Origin of the sequence: Pseudoalteromonas sp. OF7H-1 (assembly GCF_022347825.1) — a bacterium.
Taxonomy (GTDB): Bacteria; Pseudomonadota; Gammaproteobacteria; order Enterobacterales; family Alteromonadaceae; genus Pseudoalteromonas; species Pseudoalteromonas maricaloris.
The window spans coordinates 169,065-187,835 of sequence record NZ_JAKRFX010000009.1; the positions used below are offsets into that span (position 1 = coordinate 169,065).

Here is an 18,771-nt window from a genome sequence, read left to right on the forward strand (position 1 = left end):
AGTTTTCTTCCTAAGTACGGTTCATTTTTTAACAAAAGTGCTTTTAATCATACCACCTGCATAGCAGCGCCTCTAGATTTTAATAACGAATTACGGCAGTTTTTTGATTTTTTACGCTGATTTTTAAGGAATGCTTTTTCACAAAAGCCCAGTTGATATAAAATAGGGTTTTATCATTCAACACGATGGACACTAACATGGTTGTTTTAGAAACAAATCACGGCGAAATCCGTATTAATCTTTTCGCTGACAAAGCGCCTGAAACGGTAGCTAACTTCCTAAACTACGTAAACAGCGAGTTTTATAACGGTACTATTTTCCACCGTGTAATCGACGGTTTTATGGTTCAAGGTGGCGGATTCGCATCGGGTATGGAACAAAAGCCAGTTGAAGCACCGATCAAAAACGAAGCAAACAACGGTGTTGCAAACAAAGTGGGTACCCTAGCCATGGCACGTACGCCAGATCCACACTCTGCAACTGCACAATTTTTTATCAATGTTAACGACAATGACTTCCTTAACTTCTCTAGCGAAACATCGCAAGGTTGGGGTTACTGTGTATTCGGTGAAGTTGTTGAAGGCATGGACGTAGTAAATAAGATTAAAGGTGTTGCTACTGGTTCTTCTGGTTTCCACCAAGACGTACCGCTTGAAGATGTGATCATCGAAAAAGCATACGTTGCTGAGTAATATCCTACTTTTTATTCAAGGCCAGTATTTATGCTGGCCTTATTAGTTTTGAGGTCCCATGGGTAAAACCTATTTTATCGCCGACTTGCATTTAACCGAGCACCGCACTGATATCACCGCCGCTTTTTTCGCTTTTCTCGACCATCATATGACCGCCGATGTCGACGCTTTATATATTCTGGGTGATTTTTTTGAAGTGTGGATTGGAGACGATGAAAAAGACCCCTACGCCCTAAGTATTGCACAAAAACTGCGAAGCTTGAGTCACCTTGGCATTCAAGTCTTTTTTATTCACGGTAACCGTGATTTTTTAATCAAACAAGCCTTTGCTGACGAATGCCAAATGACTTTGCTACCTGAACAAGCGGTGATAGATCTATACGGCACACCAACGGTGATTTTGCACGGCGACGAGATGTGTACACAAGACGAAGCCTATCAAAAGTTTCGTAAGAAGAGCCGCGGCTGGTGGTGGCCAAGACTGATGCTTGCTATGCCACTTTGGTATCGTCGCAGAGTCGCTGCAAATGCAAGACGTAAGAGCATTGAAAACCAAAAAGGCAAGCCCCTCGAGATTCTAGATGTCACCGAAGAAGCAGTGGCTGAAATGTTCGCAAAACATGGCGTAGACAATATGATCCACGGCCACACCCACAGACCAAAGGTGCACACATACCAAGGCGGTAAGGTACGCACTGTGCTTGGCGATTGGTATTCACAAAGCTCATATATCGTCGTTGATGACAGTGGCAAACAGCAGCTCCTTTGCCACCCTTTTGAATAAATTTAGTGCTTAAATAGGCGCACCTGAGTGGAACTTGAAATCAAGGTCCTGTGAGCTGATAAGTTCGTTTTCCACTTGCTGAAATAGTTGAATGCGCCCAGCTACGTCACAGCGCTTAGGATCGGTTGCGTTGGCCACTTGATGCGCTAAATCAATATAGTCTTGGTAATGTCTGGCTTCTGAGCGCAATAGCGACACATAAAACTTAGCAATTTCTTGATCTAAGTGTGGCGCAAGTTTGGCGAAACGTTCACATGAACGAGCCTCAATGTAAGCACCAATGATTAGTTTATCAACCAGGGCTGCGGGTTCATAAGTGCGAATGTGTTTAATCATTCCAGACGCATAGCGAGATGCTTGTACGTACTCGACGGGAATATCACGTGCCCTTATGATCTCTAGTACCTGTTCAAAGTGATGTAGTTCTTCTTTGATAAGCCTCACCATCTTACTCAAAATATCTTGATTGTAAGCATATTCAGGTCGTGCAGTTAGCTCACCAATCAATTCATTTTTACTGCCTGAAAACTCGCCATCACCAACACTGCGATAAATAAAATCTTCGTAAGGTTGCAACCAACTTAACAAGGTTTTTGCAGACGCATCATCTATTGCATATTTACGAATTAAGAAGGCCGCGCTTTGTGCCGCTTTTAACTCACAATGCATATGATCGATAAGCAACAATGGTAAGTGCTCGCTTTGTTTTGCTTTTTCAATCCAAGCTTGCGGGGTTTCACAGCCTAAAAATTGGTTAATAGGCGCAAGTAAATCTGTGTACTTTTCTAACATAACAACAAAAGACTAATGTGTTTGCGCCATTTTATCATAACTTCTCGCTGCAAGGTGCACCACAAGGCTATTCCCCAAGAAGTTTTAGATCATTCTGAAAATAGTAATATTGCTATTCAACTACATTTTCTTGACAAAAATTAACTCATCTCTCATAACTTAATTGAATTGTACAAAAATAGTACAAACCTATATTTGAGGGGCTAACTATGATCTTTAATCATCTATGGGGCTTATATGCTCACCCGCACGAAGAGTGGCAAACAATTGATAACCGTCACGAAAGCATGTTTTACAGTTTGTCACATATTGCACTTGTTGCGCTTATCCCAAGCATTATGGGGTATTATTCTTCGGTCTACTTAGGCTGGAGTGTTGGTACTGGGGATGCTGTCTATTTAACTCATGAGTCGGCAATATTAATTGGTGTTGCAATGTACTGCGCATTAATTGCAGGCGTCTTTATTCTGGCGTATCTCGCCCACTGGATGGCCATCACTTTTGGCTCAACGCCGACCTATACACAAACTCTAGAATTATCGGCTTACACGGCAACGCCAATGTTTATGTCGGCTTTTGCGGCATTTTATCCTGAGCTTTGGTTTGTCGTATCGGTTGGGATGGTTGCACTGGCGTACTCCGTTTACCTGCTTTATACGGGCGTGCCTATTCTTATGCATATTCCTGAAGAGCGTGGGTTTATTTATGCCAGCTCGGTTGTGACTTGTGGCCTAGTGCTGTTAGTCATCATTCTTGCTGCAACCGCTATCTTGTGGACTAATGGCATAATTAGCCCTACGTTTACGTAACCTGAGGGCGAGATAAGAAATAGATTAATCTATTTCTGCTAACGCTATTTATATTTGGTTGGAAAATGAAAAGACAAATCTTTTCTTGGCTTTTATCCTAAATGATGAATAAAAACGGCGCTTGTTTAGCGCCGTTTTTATTTTGTAGGTCGAAACATAACATGGGGTTGTCGATATTTATCGACATTTACCTTAGCAATATTTGCCGACATTTACCTTACCGATATTTGTCGACATAAATGTCGACCTACTGTGCGAATACTTCGTCGGTTTTAGCGGCACAGATAAAATCGTTTTTATGAAGACCTTTAATAGAGTGGCTCCACCACGTTACCGTCACTTTACCCCATTCGGTAAGTAGACCTGGGTGATGGCCTTCTTCTTCAGCCATATCACCCACCTTGTTTGTGAACGCAATTGCTTGTTTAAAGTTTTTAAACTTGTAAACACGCTCAAGCTGCATAATACCATCGCGTACTTCAGGTACCCAATCAGGGATCTGTTTGATTAGAACCGCTAGTTCTTCATCTGATACTTTAGGCGCATCCGCACGACACGCTTCACATTTTTGTGCACTTAAATCAGACATTGATAATTCCTTAACTTGCTAGTTTTTCTTTTGGCGGAAACTTAGGTTCAAATAACCCTAGCTCTTTTGCTTGTTCAACCAGCGACATGATATCCATTTTAGAGATCTCAAATAAGTCGTTGATTGAGTTAATTGTATAGTAAACAGGTTGCATAATGTCGATGCGATAAGGTGTACGTAACACATCTAACACTTTAAGCGGATTAATTTCTGGTTTGTCGGAGTAAACATATTGAGTCTCACCTGGGCTTGATAGCACACCGCCACCATAGATACGTAGACCTTGCTCGGTTTGCATCAAACCGAATTCGACGGTAAACCAGTATAAGCGTGCAAGGTATACGCGATCTTTCTTCTCAGCGGCATAGCCTAGCTGACCATACTTGTGTGTAAACTCGGCGAATGCTGGATTCGTTAGCATTGCACAATGGCCAAAAATCTCATGGAAGATATCTGGTTCTTGCAAGTAATCAAATTCTTCTCTTGAGCGAATAAAGGTCGCTACAGGAAACTGTTTGTTGGCAAGTAATCGAAAGAACTCGTCAAAATCAATCAGTGCCGGCACTGGTGCTACCTGCCAACCCGTTTCTCTCGCCAGTGCTTCGTTTAACTCACTTAGTTGTGGAATGCGGTCTTTTGGTAAGTTAATTTTCTCAAGGCCCGCCAAATATTCATCACAGGCTTTGCCTTCGATACACGCTAGCTGACGTGCAACTAACTCCGACCAAATTTGATTCTCTTCATCTGTCCAAGCAATAACGCCATTTTCATCTGGCTGCTTAGATACATATTTACTTGCTTTAGCCATTTTACATTCTCACTTACTTCACCCCGAGTTTATGATCTTGCAATTTCAATTGCCGTCCTGTTGATGGTTCGGAGCGCTTCAACTTGTGACTTTGATACTAAGTAAAAGTGAAGGAAAGTTTAATAGTGAGCACGTTTATCACATTTCGCACAACAAGCATTTTCGTAAACTATAAAATACACATATGTAAAACAAAAATTACACACATAATAAAAAGGGGCTAAACTCAGCCCCTTTGTAAAAATTAACTTACAGCTATATTTTATCAAACGCCTGCTTAAGATCGTCAATAATGTCTTCTACGTCTTCAAGCCCCACTGAAATCCGAATTAGTCCATCAGAAATTCCCGCAGCTAACCTTTCCTCTTGTGTATAAGGAGAGTGTGTCATTGATGCCGGATGTTGAATAAGCGTTTCCGGATCACCTAGACTTACCGCTAACGTACACAGCTCAGTCGCATTGATAAATTGTTCACCCTGCTCTAGCGAGCCGTTGATTTCAAAAGCAATTACCCCACCAGCCCCTTTCATTTGTTCACCAAGAAATTGGTAACCAGGATGCGAAGGTAAACCAGGGTAGTAGACTTTATTCACTTTAGGGTGCGCTTCTAGGAACTCTGCTACCGTTTGTGCGCTTTGACAGTGGCGTTGTACACGCAAAGCTAAGGTTTTCAACCCTCGATTGATTAACCAAGCATCATGCGGACTGATTGTAGCGCCAATGTCTTTTAACACGGTTAATTTGATAAGTTCTATGTGCTCTTTTGAACCGCACACGAGCCCTGCTACCACATCCCCATGACCATTTAGGTACTTGGTTGCACTATGCACAATAAGATCAGCACCATAATTCACAGGCTTTTGTAAAAGCGGCGTCATAAAGGTATTGTCAACGACAAACAAGAGCTCGTGCTGTTTAGCGATCTCCCCTAACATTTTCAGATCTAATACCGTCATGTTGGGGTTGATCGGCGTTTCGGCAAACAATAGTTTTGTATTTTCCTGTACCGCATCACGTAACGCTTGCTCATCGGTTAAGTCAACAAATGACACCTCAATACCGAATTTAGGCAACATATGCGCAAATAGTGCGAAGCTACAGCCATACAATGCGCTTGATGCAATCATATGGTCGCCTTGCTGCAAAAAGCTCAGCACCGATGCAGACACGGCCCCCATACCAGTGGCGGTCGCCGCAGCATCTTCCATTCCCTCAAGTCGGGCTACTTTTTCTTCTAGCTCTCGCGTCGTGGGGTTGCCTAAGCGAGTATAGATATAGCCGGGCTCTTCACCGGCGAACCGTGCGGCTCCTTGCGCTGCGTCTTTAAAGTGGAATGTTGAAGTTTGATACAAAGGAGCGGTTAACGCCCCATGTGGGTCGTCAAAATGATTGGGTCCGTGAATACACTGACTGTCATCTCTTAATTTTTTCATACTTGCCTGCTGATTTTATTATTGCCAACCAAATAAACATGGTAGTGAATTGATTAGCGTCGTTTTTGTGTAATAACCAATATGTAGGGCAGTTTAGAAAAATAGACAAGCATGCCAGATGGGGAGACGGCTAGTTCACTTGTTGTGACTAGCCTGTTTTACTTAAAGAGGTGTATAAAATTGTTGCCGTTTAATCTTTTTTGCTACGCTTTAGTAGCACATCAACGACTGAGCTAATCGCACTTTTCAAAAGGCTTTGTTTGTGCTCCAAACGTGGCAATGGTCGACAAAGTTCCATCGCCTTGTAGCCCAAACGGGCTGTGAATATCCCGGCACTTAGGCCCTGTGCCGAACGGGTAGAAAGCTTGCCAAGTAATTCAGCCCCCACACTGGTCGCAGCAAGGTCGCTTACCAGTTCACTTGCGCCAACAAATACCATTTGCTTCAACAACATTTTATATAAGGTGATGCGGCTGCGATACGCTAATCGAATACCATAATGTTTGCTGATCTTTTCTACCAGCACGACTCCGCGCCAAAGCACCGCCAGCATATCCACAAGTGCAAGTGGACTTAAAGCAACTAAGAGCGCCGATGTTGTCGCATGCTCTTGAATTAGCTTTTTAGCTTCAGCATCTTGGCCTCGGAGCAAGGTTTTTTCATATAAAGTGATGACTTCTTTGTCTGTGTGGTGAGGCTGTAATGCCTCTTCAAATGCGGCAACCTTTTGCTCTGGATGCGCTTTTAATAGTGGTGCAAGCCAAGCTCGCGCCTCGCCAATTTGGTCACTCTGTAATAAGCGCTGGGCATCATGCTTAATTTGCTGATGTTGTTTAAGCTTGCTAAGTGCGATGACTTCTGAAAATAAGAATTTAAATAGCGCCAATAAACCAAGAGACAACACGGTGGTGTATAGACTAAACAGCAGAATATTTTGCTCATAGCTCTCTATCAAGGTCAGTGCTGCTTCCACAATGATAAGTATTAATAGCGCAAGCAAAAAGCTCTGCTTAAACCCAAATCGCCAAGGCGATTCGTAAATACGTTCAATTTTCGGTAACTCGGGTTCTGGCACAGTATCAAGGCTTTCACTCACAACCAGCTCATTGCCGAGAACTTTGCCTTCACCACCCAAATGTTGAGACTCATTTTGGCTTTCAGCGTCGATGTTTAAGCGCCTACCCGAACCTTGGTAAGATTTTGTCTGATCTGTCATCTTAATTTATCTCCAATTAAGAACTGCAAAGCATGATCAAGCCTGATATGCGATAAGTTTCCTTGCCTCGCAGGTAGCGGCTCAAACGCTAAAAACTCAAATCCATTTTGGGGCCAAGCCTGCGCTTTTGGAACGTGATCAGGCGGGTTTGGTGGCACATAATTAATAAACTGCTGCTCGCCGACTGGCTTGCCGTAGATACATTGCACATGTTGCATCTCCTCTTTCACCGCCCTTGACTCAACACTTCTCACCGAAGAAAGAGACATCGTATCCACAGTGACCCCGTTGAAGCGCAGCTCATTGGCACTGTCCACCAGCATTTCATTTAACAACCTTGTCAAATTGGTCTGCTGCTCGTTCAAGACCCCATCACATTTGTTGGCGGCAAATAGCACCTTATCTATTTTTGGGTTAAATAAACGAGACAAAAAGCCACTTTTACCATGAGAAAACATGGCGAGGATCTGCTTTAACGCAACTTCTTGCTCTTTCAGTGTGTCGTAGCCATCACTTAAGCTACCCAATAGATCAACTAACACGACTTGGCGGTCAAACTGGCAAAAGTAATCTTTGTAAAATGGCGCGATTACTTGCTTTTTATAGGCTTCAAAACGCTCCACAAGCTGTTGATATTGTGAATGCTCGGTAATGTCGTTTGGGTGAACTTGTACCGGGAAAAACAGCAATATTGGCGCTCCCTCAAGGTCACCCGGGATCAACGCTCGGCCAGGTTGCAAGTTAGATAAACGAGTGTCCCGCTGCAGCTGCGCTAAAAGCGCATGGTAACTTTGTGCAAGCATTTTCAGCTTACTTTCATCCACCGCTTCCGTCCCATCAAACTGCTCGAGGAGCTGTAAAAACGTTTGTGCAAATGGCTGATATTTTGGCTTATTTAATAATGCAAATTGCTGTTCACACCACTCGGGAAAAGTCATTTTAAGTAGCGGTAAGTCCATTAACCATTCACCTGGATAATCATATAGTTCAAGGTATAGTGTATGGGTTTGCGCTAAGTGCTGTTTGAGTCCACGTTCACTATGATACCTAAACGCTAGGGTTAAGGTATTGATACGTTTGGTCGACGCAGGCCATGTTGGCGGCTCTTCCAACAAACAAGTTATTGCTTGTTGATAGTCAAAAGTTGGTACCGCCAGCGCCTTCTGGGGCTCAGGGCGACACGCAACAAGACGACCTTCACTCACGACATCTAAAAACGGTAAGTTGTCGGTGCTCGTTTGAGTAGTCAGATGTTTGATAAGAGCCGTGATAAATGCGGTTTTTCCGCTGCCACTAAACCCGGTTACGGCAAGCTTGATATGCTTATCAAAAGAGCGGTGGAGCGTTTTTTTGGCTTGTTGTTTTAACTTATCTAAGGAAGATGGGGTTCGAAAACGTGACGTAGTCATAAGTAGAAAAGTGCCCCTCAAGAAAATGCCAAGGCGGCCAATACCGCCTTATAGCTTGTCAATTTCTCTGCTAACCGTAAATTCAGGGGAAGTTACGTAGCGTTCCATGTTCTGAATGCGACCATCAAGTCGTGATAATCTGTCTTTTAGGTCGTAAAGTGCCTGTCTTGGCGGCTCGCCTTTTTGCCACACCTTAAACTTCACCGATACTTTATCTTCATCTTTTGCATCAGGCGAACGGTTTGGTGTCACTTCACGTTTATCTAAAATAAACCAGCATGCCACATACACGACGATAAATAATGGACCACCTGATAATAGCACGGCCGTGATGAATAAGATCCTAACAAGCCATAACTCCATGTTGAAATAATCGCTAAGACCTGCGCATACTCCGGCTACCTTGCCGCGACTTGGGTCACGATATAGCTCTCGCTTTAGTCTACTCATAACTTGCGCCTCCATTGTGGTGACTCTTGATCAAGTAAAGCTTCTAACGTTTCAACACGATCTGCCATTTTTTCTGCCTTGCTGGCTAATTCGATAAGCTGACGATGCTCGTGTTCACTTAACCCTTGGCTTACTTGCTTTTTGCTACGGTAGTGCAAAATTAACCAAAGTGGTGCCACGATGACCATAAAAATAATCAACGGAGCCATCAAAACTTCTGCGTCAAACATAATCTTCTCCTGCCTTCAACCTAGCTGTTATTATTGTAGTTGGTTAGCACCTACCCTGACAGTAGGTGCGACTATTTTCACTTTTCAGCCATTTTCTTTTTCAGCTGTTCAAGCTCATCGTCAATCTTTTCGTTCTTTTGCAGATCAGCAATCTCATCCGCTAAAGATTTCTTACCTAGATCGTAAGATTCGATTTGTGACTCTAGGCCATCGATTTTGCTCTCATAACGCTCAAAGCGATTTAGGGCATCATCTACTTTACTGCTGTCTAGTGCCTTTTTCACCTCTAAACGAGATTCTGCTGAGCGCTGGCGTAGTACAATCGCTTTTTGGCGCGCTTTTGCGTCGGCCAGTTTATCTTGTAATGTACTGACTTCTTGCTGCAGCTTTTCAATGTGCGTGTCTACATGCTCTAGCTCTTTTTCAAGGGCTGCAACATCCTCCGCAGACTTTTGCTTTTCAAGTAAAGCAGCACGTGCTAAATCTTCACGTTCTTTACTTAGTGCAAGCTCTGCTTTGGTTTGCCAATCATCTACCTGTGCTTTTAGCTGATCTAGACGGCGTGTTAACTCCTTTTTCTCAGCGAGTGTTTTTGCTGAGGTCGATCTTACTTCGACTAGTGTATCTTCCATTTCTTGGATAATTAGGCGAACCATTTTTTCTGGATCTTCGGCTTTATCCAAAATAGCATTGATATTAGAATTCACTATGTCTGCAAAACGAGAAAAAATTCCCATAGTGGGTACCTCTTTGGTTAATAGCTAAATTGCTTACTTCTATGTATCAAATAGCTTGCCAACTTTAACAAAATTAAAAACACAATAAAATCATAAGGTTATTTTATTTTTAAAAAGCCTTTAGTTATCCCTTTTTTTGAAATACACTAGTTATTAGTAAAAACCACTAAGAGTTAGGCAATATGAGCCGTTTTCGCCAACAGGATAATTTATTAGGCCAATCTGACAGCTTTTTAGCTGTGCTAGACAAGGTTTCACAGCTCGCTCCTTTAGAAAAGCCCGTGCTTATTATTGGCGAACGTGGCACAGGTAAAGAGTTAATTGCGGCACGTTTGCATTATCTCTCAGAGCGGTGGGATCAGGAATACGTCAAACTTAACTGCGCAGCCCTAAACGAAAACCTCTTAGAGAGTGAGTTATTTGGTCATGAGAGCGGTGCCTTTACTGGTGCAAGCAAGCGCCATGAAGGTCGATTTGAACGCGCTAACAGTGGCACACTGTTTTTGGATGAGTTAGCCAATACTTCTGCAATGGTGCAAGAAAAGCTCTTGCGTGTAATTGAATACGGCGAGTTCGAGCGAGTTGGCGGCAAGCAAACTGTAAAAGTAGATACTCGACTGGTATGCGCTACCAATGAAGATCTTCCCTCTCTTGCCGATGCTGGAGAGTTCAGACACGACTTATTGGACCGCCTCGCATTTGATGTCATCACCTTACCGCCATTAAGAGCGAGAAAAGAAGACATCTTATTATTGGCCGAACATTTTGCGATAAATATGGCTCGGGATTTAGGATGGGAGTTATTTAGCGGCTTTACCCGTAAAGCCATCGAGAAACTGCTTGATTACCCGTGGCCCGGTAATGTACGAGAGCTCAAAAATGTGGTGGAGCGTAGTTTATATCGTCATGGCAATGACCAAATTCCGGTTCATGATATTGTGTTTGACCCCTTTGCTAGCCCATTTAGGCCGAGTCAACGGATCAAAGCGCCAAATGCCCAGCCAACAACTTCAACCACTCATAAAGTTGAGCCTTTGCCTGCTGCGCAACCGAGTAACGAACAGCGGGTAGATCCAACCCTCGAATTCGACTTCCCTTGTGATTTAAAATCGCTTTCCAACGACTATGAAATCACAATGCTGCAAAAAGCACTTGAATTTAGTCAATTTAATCAAAAGAAAACTGCACAAAACCTTGGTTTGACGTATCATCAACTAAGAGGTTATTTGAAAAAATACAACCTACTGGACCAAAACCAAAAACAAGAGGCATAGTGGTGCGTAAATTGTTTTTTGGTGTGCTGTGTACCGCTTTATTTGGCTGTACAGATCAGGCGCCAAATAAAGTGAATGATAAGTCACAAGGCTTAGTATATTGTGCAGAGGCGAACCCTGTGTCATTTAATCCACAAGTGACCACAACAGGGTCTACGATTGATATTATTGCCAATCAGCTTTATGACACCTTGATCAGTATTGATCCTGAAAGCGGCGAATTCTTACCAGAGTTGGCAACGTCTTGGCAGGTCAGCGAAGACGGTAAATCTTTCACTTTTACCCTGAGGGATGATGTTCAATTTCACGATACCCTCTATTTCACCCCTACAAGAAAAATGAATGCCGATGATGTGGTATTCTCATTTAACCGTTTATTTGATGTTTACAATCCGTACCACTTTGTTGGTGATGCAAATTATCCTTATTTTCAAAGTATTGGACTCGACCAACTGATCCGCCAAGTAAAAAAAGTGGATGAACATACCGTTCGCTTTGATCTGTTCAACGCGGAAAGTAGCTTTTTATCCAATATCGCCACTGACTTCGCCGTCATTCTTTCTAAAGAATATGCCGATAAGCTTATAGAGCTTGAACATAAGCAAGATTTTGATCAAAAGCCCGTCGGCACAGGTCCGTATAAGTACCGTGAATTTTTACGTGATAACCTGATCCGATATTATCGCCATGAGCATTACTGGAAACACCCGGTATACATGGAACAATTGGTCTACGATATCACCACCAATGGCACTAGCCGCATCGCGAAAATGCTAACTAAAGAATGTGATATTACGGCGCACCCCAGTGCTACCCAGCTCACCGTGCTTGAGCAAAGAAAAGACATAGAGGTTGAAAAGGCTGCAAATCTGAATATAGGTTACTGGGCATTCAACACCGAAAAACCACCATTTGATAATCCGCTAGTCCGCAAAGCGCTTGCGCACAGCATAGATTTTGAAAAAATCATGCAAGCGGTATTTTACAACAATGGGATTTTAGCCCGCTCAATGCTTCCCCCTTCTTCATGGGCATTTGAAGCGCAACAAAAAATGCCAACATATGACCCTGAAAAAGCCAAAGAGTATTTGAAACAAGCGGGTCTTGAGGATGGTTTTTCCATGACCTTATGGGCCATGCCGGTGTCGCGAATTTACAATCCTAACGCGCGGAAAATGGCAGAGCTTATTCAACGTGATTTACGTGATATTGGCGTTAATGCCAGGATCGTTGAGTACGAATGGAATACCTTTATAGAACGCGTTGGCCGCCATGAGCACGATAGCGTGTTACTAGGCTGGGCAGCAGATACGCCTGATCCAGACAATTTCTTCAGCCCATTACTGAGCTGCACTGCGACATTTAGTGGCAAAAACCCTTCCAACTGGTGTAATCCGGAGTTTGACTTATTGCTCACCCAAGCGTTAGACACCAACGATATGGAAGAAAGAAAATACTATTATCAGCAAGCACAAAAAATGGTCATTGAGCAGCTGCCTCTCGTTCCAATTGCGCACGGGCTAAGGTTCCAAGCAACTAGCTCTGATATCAAGGGCGTCTCACTACGTCCATTTGGTGGTATTTCGCTCGCTGAGGCAAGGAGAGACTAACATGTTCGCAAAATATGCTTATCGACGACTGAGCTTGCTTTGCTTTATGTTGTTTACCCTAACTATTTTTACTTTCGCCCTCAATTATCTGTTTCCAGGTGAGTTGATCACTAACTTCAGTGGCGAAGTCAACTCAAGTTATGCCCAAACGCAGGCGCTAGTTGAAAAATACCGTATTGAAGAAAATATCTTTGTGCAATATGGCGCGTTTATGGCTCGTATGTTTGAAGGCGACTGGGGTTTATCCTTATCATCGGGCCAGCCCGTGCTTTCTCATGTGAAACATCTATTTCCAGCAACGCTTGAGCTGTGTTTATATGCTTTGACGGTTGCTGTCGTGATTGGTGTACCAAGTGGAGTAATAGCCAGCGCTTATCATAAAAAGTGGCCAGATAAGCTCATTAACTCATTAAGCTTGATGGGATTTTCCATTCCAGTTTTTTGGTTAGCCCTGCTGCTCATTATGGCATTTTGTCTGGGTCTAGGGCTTTTTCCCATGTCCGGTAGAATTGGCTTACTTTATGAAATACAGCCCGTTACTCATTTTATTCTGATTGATATTTACCTTGAAGGTTTCCCCTATGGCGGTGCCGCATTTGGGGATGCACTTCATCATTTAGCGCTACCAACCGTTGTGCTGGCTATGTACCCAACGACAGTTTTGATCCGCTTTACTCGCGATTCTATGCTCGAAGTCCTCGACCAGAACTATATTAAAACGGCTAGAGCAAAAGGCCTTAATCGCAGCCAGCTTATCATTCACCACGCGCTGAGAAATGCGCTGCTACCAGTGATAAAACAAATTGGTCTCCAATTTAGCACGCTCATCACACTTGCGATGATCACTGAGGTGATATTCTCTTGGCCTGGGATCGGTCGATGGTTGATTGAAAGCATCTATCAACGTGATTTCCCAGCTATTCAAGGGGGACTGCTCGCGGTGTCTTTCTTCGTTATCATTGCCAACATGTTGTCTGATTTTATTCACTCGATACTCGACCCGCTCGCAAGGAATCAGGCTCATGGCAAAGTTTAATCTATTTACCGAAGAGTCTAATCGCTCACCTTTATTTAGGTTATGGCGTAAATTCCGCTCAAATCACGTTGCGCTAGTGGGTTTGTGGCTGTTTGTTGCCTTAACGGTATTGGCGTTAACAGCTCCGCTGATCGCGCCCTATGGTGTTAACCAGCAGCATGCTGATGCCCTGTTACTGCCACCTTCTTGGCATGATGATGGCGATGTGCGCTTTATACTTGGTACAGATGATTTGGGGCGAGACATCTTGTCGCGCTTAATGAACGGAGCAACATACACGTTTGGTTTATCTATCATTGCGGCCTTGGTTACCACGGCACTCGGCGTCGTACTTGGTACGCTTGCTGGCGCCAGCCGAGGCTTGAAATCTAGCTTTCTTAATCATTTATTGGATATTACGCTCGCCATTCCTTCGTTACTGCTGGCCATTATCATCATTGCTATACTGGGGCCAGGTTTGATGAATACGGTGTGGGCGATCATCTTCGCGCTATTGCCACAATACATCCACTCGATTAGAAACTTAGTGGTCACTGAGCTGAGTAAAGACTATATCATTGCCTTTAAGCTTGATGGTGCAACACGCTGGAAATTGCTCGTCCGTGGCATATTGCCTAACATTTACGAGCATATCGTGGTTATCTTCACCATGGCGCTGTCGACTGCTATTTTGGATATTGCCGCACTTGGTTTCTTAAAGCTCGGTGCGCAGCCTCCATCTACCGAATGGGGTGCTATCTTACAAGAAAACTTAAGTTTAATTTATCTCGCGCCTTGGACTGTAGGCCTCCCAGGTGTATTGCTCTTTTTGGCAGTACTGTCTACCAACTTAGTTGGCGATGGACTGCGTGAAGCGCTGAAACAACGTAAGGCAGATTAATGCAATTACTAGACATTAAGAACCTCACCATTGAACTACGTACCGAAGACGGTGTTATTCGCGCGGTTGATAAGGTCAACCTTAGCCTTAAAGAAGGCGAAGTGCATGCGCTTGTCGGTGAGTCTGGCTCTGGTAAAAGTCTAATCGCCAAGGCCATTGTGGGGGTGCTCAATCAGCGCTGGACAGTAACCGCAGATCGCATGCACTGGCGTGGTGTTGACCTGATGCGTTTATCTTCAGAAAAGCGCAGAAAGCTAGTCAGCCAAGACATTGCGATGATTTACCAAGAGCCAAGTCGAAGCCTTGACCCGACCGCCACTATTTTCGACCAAGTCGCGGAGTCTATTCCCGATAGCGTCTTAAAAGGTGGCTTTTTTGGTCGTAGAAAAGCACGAAAAGAAAAGGTTCGAGCACTATTGCACAAAGCTGGGATCCGAGACGATAAAAAGATCTGCAGCAGTTACCCACATGAGCTTTCTGAGGGAATGTGCCAAAAAATCATGATTGCGATGGCCATCGCCAGAAGCCCTAAACTACTTATTGCCGATGAGCCAACCACTGCACTTGAGAGCACCGCCCGCGCGCAAGTATTTCGATTGCTCAAGGCATTAAACCAACTTAAAAACATGTCGATATTAATGATTTCGCATGAGCTGGAAGAGATCTCCGACTGGTCCCATGCAATGCATGTGCTCTACTGCGGACAGATGGTTGAAGCAGGCCCTACTCAGGCTATTTTTAAACAGCCATTGCATCCCTACACCCAGGCGCTGGTTAAGAGTTTACCTGACTTTGGTCAAGGACTCGGTCACAAAGAAGCATTTTATGCCTTGAAAGGCACTATTCCCCCATTACAGCATTTACCCATAGGATGCCGCTTGGGCCCGAGATGCCCTCAAGCGCAAAAAGAATGTGTCGTCACGCCAAGGCAAAGTCGCTCGCATGGTCATAGTTACGCTTGCCACTTTCCGTTAATTAAGGTGAAGCAAAAATGCAACCCGTCTTAAAAGTACAGTCTTTAAACAAGTCCTACACTTCTCGTCAAGGACTGTTCAGACGCCGCTCGTTGCAGGTACTCAGAGATGTGTCGTTTGCGCTTGCTCCCGGACAAACCCTCGCGATCATAGGCGAGACTGGCTCTGGTAAAAGTACGCTCGCCAAAGTACTTGCCGGTGCCGACATGGCAGACTCAGGACAAATATTACTAAACGGCCAAATTGTAGAAGACGCTGGTATTCGCAATCATGACTGCCGTACTATTCGCCTTATCTTTCAAGACCCAACTCGCTCGCTCAACCCGGGTCTCACCATTGGGGATATGCTTGATGATTGCCTGCAATACAATACTGAACTCACCGAAGAGCAGCGTTATAAGAAAATCCGCATCACACTCGGCCGAGTCGGGCTACTTGGCGAACACATAGACTATTATCCTCATATGTTTAGTGGCGGACAATTACAGCGGGTTGCCTTAGCGAGAGCCCTTATTTTAGACCCTAAAGTGCTGGTACTAGATGAAGCGCTGTCATCATTAGACCCATCCGTACGTGCACAAACCGTAAATCTGCTGCTAGAGCTACAAGCAGCAACGGGACTTGCGTATGTGCTTATCACACATCATTTGAGTTTGGTTCGTCATATGAGTGATGAGATTTTGGTATTAAATCGCGGCAAAGTTGTCGAATATGGCGAAACGGAGTGTGTGTTCAATACGCCAAAATCTAAAACCATGCAGAAGCTGCTGTCAGCTTAATTTCGCGAGGGAATGAGAAGTGGATTTTAGTGCCCATCTGTTATTTTTCTTCTCACTAGTTGGAGTATTTAACGGCTTTATTCTCGGCGCCCTACTGCTAGTAAAATTTCAGGAGGCAAAAGCACTGCGCTGGGTGTCGGTGCTCCTCATTTTACTTTGTATTCGAATTGGTAAATCAGTCCTTTTTTACTTTAACCCAGAGCTGGATAAAACGATCCTGCAAATAGGTTTGAGTGCCTACTTTTTGCTTGGTCCCTGCCTGCTCAACTTTGTACTCGCAAGCTACAGTAAAACCAAAAATCGTTATCTAACAATACACTTTTTGGCATTAAGCGGTTTTATTATTGGATTTGGTATATTCATGCCCTATCAGCTTCACCCTGAAATTTGGCAAACGTGGGGTTACAAAGGCACATCCTATTTTTGGCTAGGTTATTTACTGATAAGTTCTTATACTTTTTATCGTCTAGCTACGGCCAAAAGCGCCAATAACAACGCCGAGTTTCATCTATCTATGGTTGTTATCTGCGGTTGCTGGCTCATTTGGGCCGCGTATTTCTTTTCGTCATTCACTTCTTACATCACAGGAGCACTCACCTTCAGCTTTGTGCTCTATTTAAGTATCCTTTTCGCACCCAAATTACTACGAAAACCAACTGCTAATGAAAAGAAATATGCCAATACGCACATAAGCGACGATGAGTACAATCAGCTCATAGCCAAACTGGAGTCGCTAATGTCAGAAAGCAAGCTATTTACTGAGCCGGATTTAACGCTACCCCGATTAGCCAAACGATTAGGCACGAGCCACAACAAATTATCGCAAATAGTAAATCGCCACTATCATTGTAACTTTAAACAATATCTCAATGGCTTGAGAGTTGAATATGCGAAACACTTGCTTTCGAGCACCAACATGCCGCTGGAACACCTTGCACTGGAGTGTGGTTTTAATTCTGCATCCACATTTTTTGCCGCATTTAAGAAGCTCACAGGGTACTCTCCAAATAACTTTAAGCACTCCGAAAACATACTCTCAGACTCCTAAAATATACTCTAGGTGACTGCTTTAATTAAATAAGTTTATGTTTCTTCTGAGTCATTACAGGAGAAACTTATGACCCTATCAAAACTAGTACCATTGTTATTTTTGCTACTTATCCAAACCAGCAGCGCTGTCGCTTTTGAGGATGAGACCGCTAAAATTACCGCTACATTAAACCACTACATCAGTGGCACCGCCAATAACCAGCCTGAAGTGATAAGAAAAGCGTTTCATCCCGACGCGATGCTTATTTTAGAAAAGTCAGACCAAGCGATGTGGCAAGTCCCGTTGAAAGAGTATTTGAGTTGGTATAAAGGCTCGAAAAAAGACACTGGCAGGCGCGCCAAAATTCTAAATATCAGCGTGAATGACCACCTTGCACAGGCCAAAATCCGTATTGATATATTGAAGTCAAACGTACAGTACATCGACCACCTACTCCTAAAGAAAATAGCTGGCACATGGCAAATCATCAGTAAATCTGCGCAGCAAACCACTCTAACTTCCCAGCAAGTAACGAACTTAGGTCGCCGAGTGCTCATTGTCGCATCAAGCAAGGCCTTTCACGGCGATAGTCAGCTGCCAGCTGGCACGAGCTTCGAAGAACTACTCAGTGCCTATGACGTATTTACCCAAGCTGGACTAATTGTTGATTTCGTCAGCACACAAGGTGGCGCTTTAAACCTGAGCTATATAAATACTTCAAACGGTGAACATAAAAAGTACCTTTACCAACCTGACTATATGTATGCACTCAGCAACACAATGCGCCCAGCTGAAGTCGACCCTAGCCAATATGCGGCAATCTATTATGTTGGCGGCAGCAATGCCATGTACGAAGTAGCGGAAAACCCTACTCTACAACATATAGCTATGCATATATATGAACAAAACCATGGTGTTGTTGCCGCAGTATGCCACGGCACAGCAGGTATCGTTAATTTGCGCTTGAAAAATGGCGAGTATCTCATCAAAGGAAAGCAAATTACCGGTTACCCTACCGCATTTGAAAATCCAGATAGAGCCTATTTCAAGCATTTTCCTTTTCAAATTCAGCCTAAAGTGGAAGAGCTGGGAGGGAGTTTTGAGTATGGGGAGCGGAATGCGTCTTTTATCAAGGTAGATAGCCGCATAGTGACGGGGCAGAATTATCAGTCTTCACAAGCGGTTGCAAGCACCGTACTTGAACATATTCAATAATACCAATCCCTGTGCTTAAGTAG

General features: G+C 43.8%; 20 protein-coding genes. 11 read left to right on the forward strand and 9 right to left on the reverse strand.

Translation table 11 applies throughout. The features are described from left to right. The first annotated feature begins 197 nt into the window (after positions 1-197). Positions 198-692 carry a peptidylprolyl isomerase gene (locus MHN30_RS13200; protein ID WP_010371206.1) on the forward strand — a complete coding sequence of 165 codons (495 nt, stop codon included), beginning with the start codon at positions 198-200 and terminating at the stop codon, positions 690-692. Positions 693-750: 58 nt separating this feature from the next. Further along, positions 751-1,476 (forward strand): UDP-2,3-diacylglucosamine diphosphatase, encoded by a 726-nt coding sequence (locus tag MHN30_RS13205; RefSeq protein WP_222240932.1) that lies wholly within the window; start codon positions 751-753, stop codon positions 1,474-1,476. Positions 1,477-1,485: 9 nt separating this feature from the next. Here the strand turns inward: MHN30_RS13205 and miaE are convergent, their stop codons facing one another. Then, positions 1,486-2,268: a tRNA isopentenyl-2-thiomethyl-A-37 hydroxylase MiaE gene (miaE, locus tag MHN30_RS13210; RefSeq protein WP_130163767.1), complete on the reverse strand. Its 783-nt coding sequence runs from the start codon at positions 2,266-2,268 to the stop codon at positions 1,486-1,488. Between the two features lie 209 nt (positions 2,269-2,477). Here miaE and MHN30_RS13215 point away from each other — a divergent pair, with 209 nt between their 5' ends. Continuing rightward, on the forward strand, positions 2,478-3,077 hold the full coding sequence (locus MHN30_RS13215) for a Yip1 family protein (RefSeq protein ID WP_010606742.1): 600 nt from the start codon (positions 2,478-2,480) through the stop codon (positions 3,075-3,077). A 247-nt stretch (positions 3,078-3,324) separates the two neighbouring features. Here the strand turns inward: MHN30_RS13215 and MHN30_RS13220 are convergent, their stop codons facing one another. The 8 genes from MHN30_RS13220 to pspA all read right to left on the reverse strand — a co-directional run bounded on the left by MHN30_RS13220 (position 3,325) and on the right by pspA (position 9,950). Beyond that, positions 3,325-3,666 carry a 4a-hydroxytetrahydrobiopterin dehydratase gene (locus MHN30_RS13220; protein WP_017216111.1) on the reverse strand — a complete coding sequence of 114 codons (342 nt, stop codon included), beginning with the start codon at positions 3,664-3,666 and terminating at the stop codon, positions 3,325-3,327. 10 nt (positions 3,667-3,676) lie between these two features. Further along, the gene (gene phhA / locus MHN30_RS13225; RefSeq protein WP_045989993.1) at positions 3,677-4,474 is read right to left on the reverse strand and encodes a phenylalanine 4-monooxygenase; all 798 of its coding nucleotides are present in this window, start codon (positions 4,472-4,474) and stop codon (positions 3,677-3,679) included. 255 nt (positions 4,475-4,729) lie between these two features. Further along, positions 4,730-5,908, reverse strand: coding sequence for an aminotransferase class I/II-fold pyridoxal phosphate-dependent enzyme (locus MHN30_RS13230; protein WP_010606739.1), 1,179 nt, complete (start codon positions 5,906-5,908; stop codon positions 4,730-4,732). A 190-nt stretch (positions 5,909-6,098) separates the two neighbouring features. After that, a complete protein-coding gene (locus MHN30_RS13235) occupies positions 6,099-7,124 on the reverse strand; it encodes a TIGR01620 family protein (protein ID WP_239359940.1) in 1,026 nt (341 codons plus the stop codon). Further along, a complete protein-coding gene (locus tag MHN30_RS13240) occupies positions 7,121-8,533 on the reverse strand; it encodes a YcjX family protein (protein ID WP_130163765.1) in 1,413 nt (470 codons plus the stop codon). The genes MHN30_RS13235 and MHN30_RS13240 overlap by 4 nt, the downstream gene beginning before the upstream one ends. A 48-nt stretch (positions 8,534-8,581) precedes the next feature. Next, a complete protein-coding gene (gene pspC / locus MHN30_RS13245; RefSeq protein WP_010371193.1) occupies positions 8,582-8,983 on the reverse strand; it encodes an envelope stress response membrane protein PspC in 402 nt (133 codons plus the stop codon). Beyond that, positions 8,980-9,213, reverse strand: coding sequence for an envelope stress response membrane protein PspB (gene pspB / locus MHN30_RS13250; RefSeq protein ID WP_010371190.1), 234 nt, complete (start codon positions 9,211-9,213; stop codon positions 8,980-8,982). The genes pspC and pspB overlap by 4 nt, the downstream gene beginning before the upstream one ends. Positions 9,214-9,290: 77 nt before the next feature. After that, complete coding sequence (pspA, locus tag MHN30_RS13255; RefSeq protein WP_010371188.1) at positions 9,291-9,950, reverse strand: phage shock protein PspA; 660 nt, start codon at positions 9,948-9,950, stop codon at positions 9,291-9,293. A 182-nt stretch (positions 9,951-10,132) separates the two neighbouring features. Here pspA and pspF point away from each other — a divergent pair, with 182 nt between their 5' ends. The 8 genes from pspF to MHN30_RS13295 all read left to right on the forward strand — a co-directional run bounded on the left by pspF (position 10,133) and on the right by MHN30_RS13295 (position 18,748). Then, positions 10,133-11,224, forward strand: coding sequence for a phage shock protein operon transcriptional activator (gene pspF / locus MHN30_RS13260; RefSeq protein ID WP_130163764.1), 1,092 nt, complete (start codon positions 10,133-10,135; stop codon positions 11,222-11,224). A 26-nt stretch (positions 11,225-11,250) separates the two neighbouring features. After that, positions 11,251-12,834, forward strand: a complete 1,584-nt coding sequence (locus MHN30_RS13265) for an ABC transporter substrate-binding protein (protein WP_239359963.1) — start codon at positions 11,251-11,253, stop codon at positions 12,832-12,834. A gap of 1 nt (position 12,835) precedes the next feature. Next, positions 12,836-13,870, forward strand: coding sequence for an ABC transporter permease subunit (locus MHN30_RS13270; protein ID WP_239359942.1), 1,035 nt, complete (start codon positions 12,836-12,838; stop codon positions 13,868-13,870). Continuing rightward, on the forward strand, positions 13,857-14,750 hold the full coding sequence (locus MHN30_RS13275) for an ABC transporter permease subunit (RefSeq protein ID WP_010371175.1): 894 nt from the start codon (positions 13,857-13,859) through the stop codon (positions 14,748-14,750). Before MHN30_RS13270 ends, MHN30_RS13275 begins: the two co-directional genes overlap by 14 nt. Further along, positions 14,750-15,757, forward strand: coding sequence for an oligopeptide/dipeptide ABC transporter ATP-binding protein (locus MHN30_RS13280; RefSeq protein ID WP_010606731.1), 1,008 nt, complete (start codon positions 14,750-14,752; stop codon positions 15,755-15,757). The genes MHN30_RS13275 and MHN30_RS13280 overlap by 1 nt, the downstream gene beginning before the upstream one ends. After that, a complete protein-coding gene (locus MHN30_RS13285) occupies positions 15,742-16,503 on the forward strand; it encodes an ABC transporter ATP-binding protein (RefSeq protein WP_045989988.1) in 762 nt (253 codons plus the stop codon). The genes MHN30_RS13280 and MHN30_RS13285 overlap by 16 nt, the downstream gene beginning before the upstream one ends. A gap of 19 nt (positions 16,504-16,522) precedes the next feature. Continuing rightward, entirely contained in the window at positions 16,523-17,551 is a 1,029-nt protein-coding gene (locus tag MHN30_RS13290; RefSeq protein ID WP_239359944.1) for an AraC family transcriptional regulator, read from the forward strand. A 69-nt stretch (positions 17,552-17,620) separates the two neighbouring features. Beyond that, the gene (locus tag MHN30_RS13295) at positions 17,621-18,748 is read left to right on the forward strand and encodes a nuclear transport factor 2 family protein (RefSeq protein ID WP_130163761.1); all 1,128 of its coding nucleotides are present in this window, start codon (positions 17,621-17,623) and stop codon (positions 18,746-18,748) included. The last annotated feature ends 23 nt before the right edge of the window (positions 18,749-18,771 follow it).

Coding starts and splice junctions, on each gene's coding strand:
- MHN30_RS13200 (WP_010371206.1), top strand. CDS start 198: ATGGTTGTTTTAGAAACAAATCACGGCGAAATCCGTATTAATCTTTTC.
- MHN30_RS13205 (WP_222240932.1), top strand. CDS start 751: ATGGGTAAAACCTATTTTATCGCCGACTTGCATTTAACCGAGCACCGC.
- miaE (WP_130163767.1), bottom strand. CDS start 2,268: ATGTTAGAAAAGTACACAGATTTACTTGCGCCTATTAACCAATTTTTA.
- MHN30_RS13215 (WP_010606742.1), top strand. CDS start 2,478: ATGATCTTTAATCATCTATGGGGCTTATATGCTCACCCGCACGAAGAG.
- MHN30_RS13220 (WP_017216111.1), bottom strand. CDS start 3,666: ATGTCTGATTTAAGTGCACAAAAATGTGAAGCGTGTCGTGCGGATGCG.
- phhA (WP_045989993.1), bottom strand. CDS start 4,474: ATGGCTAAAGCAAGTAAATATGTATCTAAGCAGCCAGATGAAAATGGC.
- MHN30_RS13230 (WP_010606739.1), bottom strand. CDS start 5,908: ATGAAAAAATTAAGAGATGACAGTCAGTGTATTCACGGACCCAATCAT.
- MHN30_RS13235 (WP_239359940.1), bottom strand. CDS start 7,124: ATGACAGATCAGACAAAATCTTACCAAGGTTCGGGTAGGCGCTTAAAC.
- MHN30_RS13240 (WP_130163765.1), bottom strand. CDS start 8,533: ATGACTACGTCACGTTTTCGAACCCCATCTTCCTTAGATAAGTTAAAA.
- pspC (WP_010371193.1), bottom strand. CDS start 8,983: ATGAGTAGACTAAAGCGAGAGCTATATCGTGACCCAAGTCGCGGCAAG.
- pspB (WP_010371190.1), bottom strand. CDS start 9,213: ATGTTTGACGCAGAAGTTTTGATGGCTCCGTTGATTATTTTTATGGTC.
- pspA (WP_010371188.1), bottom strand. CDS start 9,950: ATGGGAATTTTTTCTCGTTTTGCAGACATAGTGAATTCTAATATCAAT.
- pspF (WP_130163764.1), top strand. CDS start 10,133: ATGAGCCGTTTTCGCCAACAGGATAATTTATTAGGCCAATCTGACAGC.
- MHN30_RS13270 (WP_239359942.1), top strand. CDS start 12,836: ATGTTCGCAAAATATGCTTATCGACGACTGAGCTTGCTTTGCTTTATG.
- MHN30_RS13275 (WP_010371175.1), top strand. CDS start 13,857: ATGGCAAAGTTTAATCTATTTACCGAAGAGTCTAATCGCTCACCTTTA.
- MHN30_RS13280 (WP_010606731.1), top strand. CDS start 14,750: ATGCAATTACTAGACATTAAGAACCTCACCATTGAACTACGTACCGAA.
- MHN30_RS13285 (WP_045989988.1), top strand. CDS start 15,742: ATGCAACCCGTCTTAAAAGTACAGTCTTTAAACAAGTCCTACACTTCT.
- MHN30_RS13295 (WP_130163761.1), top strand. CDS start 17,621: ATGACCCTATCAAAACTAGTACCATTGTTATTTTTGCTACTTATCCAA.